Source organism: Actinomyces stomatis (assembly GCF_031292835.1).
In the GTDB taxonomy this organism is placed as follows: domain Bacteria; phylum Actinomycetota; class Actinomycetes; order Actinomycetales; family Actinomycetaceae; genus Actinomyces; species Actinomyces stomatis.
Map to the genome: position 1 here is coordinate 1 of NZ_JASPEP010000051.1, position 2,493 is coordinate 2,493.

General features: G+C 65.9%; 3 protein-coding genes and 1 pseudogene. 1 reads left to right on the top strand and 3 read right to left on the bottom strand.

Going from position 1 to position 2,493, the window contains the following annotated elements; translation table 11 throughout:
• The first annotated feature begins 96 nt into the window (after positions 1 to 96).
• Positions 97 to 1,336 (top strand): annotated as a pseudogene (locus RIV12_RS13020) (IS256 family transposase).
• Between the two features lie 44 nt (positions 1,337 to 1,380).
• Here the strand turns inward: RIV12_RS13020 and RIV12_RS13025 are convergent.
• The 3 genes from RIV12_RS13025 to RIV12_RS13035 all read right to left on the bottom strand — a co-directional run bounded on the left by RIV12_RS13025 (position 1,381) and on the right by RIV12_RS13035 (position 2,396).
• A complete protein-coding gene (locus RIV12_RS13025) occupies positions 1,381 to 1,761 on the bottom strand; it encodes a DDE-type integrase/transposase/recombinase (protein WP_309324446.1) in 381 nt (126 codons plus the stop codon).
• Positions 1,762 to 1,779: 18 nt separating this feature from the next.
• Positions 1,780 to 1,920, bottom strand: coding sequence for a hypothetical protein (locus RIV12_RS13030; RefSeq protein WP_309324442.1), 141 nt, complete (start codon positions 1,918 to 1,920; stop codon positions 1,780 to 1,782).
• A 221-nt stretch (positions 1,921 to 2,141) separates the two neighbouring features.
• On the bottom strand, positions 2,142 to 2,396 hold the full coding sequence (locus RIV12_RS13035) for a transposase (protein WP_309324444.1): 255 nt from the start codon (positions 2,394 to 2,396) through the stop codon (positions 2,142 to 2,144).
• Positions 2,397 to 2,493 lie beyond the last annotated feature (97 nt).

Here is a 2,493-nt window from a genome sequence, read left to right on the forward strand (position 1 = left end):
GGCCGCCGGTGGCTTGCTCTCGTATTGGTTGTGGGTGCGGTCACCGTGTGGTCCTTCGAGGAATCTCCTACAACCCACTCGAACAGAGTCATCACGATGACTGCTCCTCATATTGTCGACCCTGCTGGAGTTCTTGACCAGGCTCTGGGACAGGCCTCCCCGGACCTGATGCGCAGTCTGCTGCAGACCATGGTCAATGCCCTGCTGTCGGCCGATGCCAACGCGGTGTGCGGCGCCGAGTACGGTCAGGCCAGCCCCGAGCGCAGGGCCCAGCGCAACGGCTCCTGCCACCGGGACCTGGATACCCGGGTCGGGACCATTGACGTGGCTGTTCCCAGGCTGCGTACCGGCTCGTACTTCCCCGACAGGCACCTAGAGCGCCGTAAACGGGCCGAGTCCGCGCTGATCACGGTGGTCGCCGACGCCTACCTGGCCGGGGTCTCCACCCGACGCATGGACAAGCTGGTAGGCGCCTTGGGCATCAGCTCGCTGTCGAAGTCGCAGGTCTCACGCATGGCGGCCGAGCTCGACGAGCACGTCGCCTCCTTCCGCAACCGTCCCCTGGACGACGCCGGCCCCTTCATCTTCGTAGCGGCCGACGCCCTGACAATGAAGGTCCGCGAAGGCGGTCGCGTGGTCAGTGCGGTGGTCCTGACAGCCACTGGGGTCAACGCCGACGGACACCGCGAGGTCCTGGGCCTGCGGGTAGCCACCTGCGAGAGCGGAGCAGCGTGGAACAAGTTCCTCGCCGACCTGGTCGCCCGAGGCCTGGGAGGGGTGCGGCTTGTCACCTCTGACGCCCACACGGGTCTGGTCGAGGCCATCGCCGCGAACCTGCCCGGAGCGACCTGGCAACGCTGCCGCACCCACTACGCCGCCAACCTGATGACAGTGACCCCCAAGAGCGCCTGGCCGGCCCTCAAGACCATGCTCCACTCGGTTTACGACCAGCCCGACGCAGCTGCCGTCGAGGCCCAGTTCGACCGCCTCCTGGACTACACCCGTGACCCGCTGCCCGAGGCCGCTGACCACCTCGACGCCGCGCGAGCTGACCTGCTGGCCTACCGCCGCCTTCCCCGTCGAGGTATGGCGGCAAATCTGGTCCAACAACCCCCAAGAACGCCTCAACAAGGAGATCCGCCGCCGCACCGACTCAGTGGGCATCTTCCCCAACAGGGACGCCATCATCCGCCTGGTCGGCGCCGTCCTGGCCGAGCAGACCGACGAATGGGCTGAGGGCCGCCGCTACCTCAGCCTGGACACCCTCAAACAGTGCCAGACCACCAACAAGCTCCAGGACGGCCATCCAGACACGCCCCCGACACTGACCCACTGACCCCTAACCACGAAGAACCCCTACACCACTACCAGGGACTTGACTCAGGGCAAAGCCGATAGCTGATAGGAGTCGCCCTTCGACCCTACCGAGGCGACGGCCTCGCACTCGACCAGGGCAGCCCCATAGCGAGTAGACCTGTACTGCACCCCACGGCCGGAGTGGTGCACCAGGCCCGACAGGTCGGCCCCCTGGCGTTTCCGCTGCCAGACGGCCATCTCCAGGGCGTCCAGGGCCAGGTTGGTGTACAGGCTCGTGGAAGTCTGCCAGCCGATGATCCTCCGCAAGTACACGTCGGTCACGAAAGCCACATAGACCCACCCAGAGAAGGCGCATACATAGGACGGGGCACCTCCCACTTGCGGGGGAACGTCGGCGACCCACAGCTCATTGGGAGCAAACGCCTCGAAGTGGCGCCTGACCAGGTCAGCCGGACACTGCTCTCACGGCGCACTGCGCGTGGTGCGCGAGGACTTGGCGCGTCTGACACCGCGCAGACCCAGGTCGCCCATGAGGCGTTCGACGGTACAGCGGGCCACGTGACCGGCACCGTGACGCTCGGCGCTCTCAGGTCGGCCCCGCATCACGTGCATCATGCGGGCCCCCAGAACCGAGTAGCTGGTTGTTGTGGACCTTAGATATCTCCGCCTTGAGGGCCTCGTCACGCAGGCTCCTGGCGCTAGAAGGCCGGCTACGGCGGGCGTGAGTCAGGTGCTCGGGGCGATCTTGACTCCGGCGCCAGTGAGCACCTTGCAGACCGGCCAGGATCCAAACTCCTCCTTCTTAATCGCAATGTACTGGCAGATCAACGGGATGGGCGCTCACACTCCGCCGCGATAGACAAGCCGACTGTGCTCTTCGGGATCGCGTTGGCTCCTCGCAGCTCTCGGACCTCTTTCACAAGCTCCTCGATCCGCTGTGCCTCGTCAGAGGTGGTTCCCGGCCTCAGACCACCATCGACCTGGGCCTTCTTGACCCAGGTGCGCAGAGCCTCGGGGTGGACACCCAGCTCCTCGCCGATCCTACGGACCGCTCCCCTGGCCCGCGCCGGGTCAGCCAACGCCTCCAACGCTATCCTCGTAGCTCGCTCGCGCAGCTCATCGAGGTACTTCCTTGAGTCCCATGACAGTGATCCTTCCCGTCATCACTGCCTCCAC

Bases quoted from the DNA above. Each gene is read 5' to 3' on its own strand.
- RIV12_RS13030 (WP_309324442.1), bottom strand. From the start codon at position 1,920: ATGCGGGGCCGACCTGAGAGCGCCGAGCGTCACGGTGCCGGTCACGTG.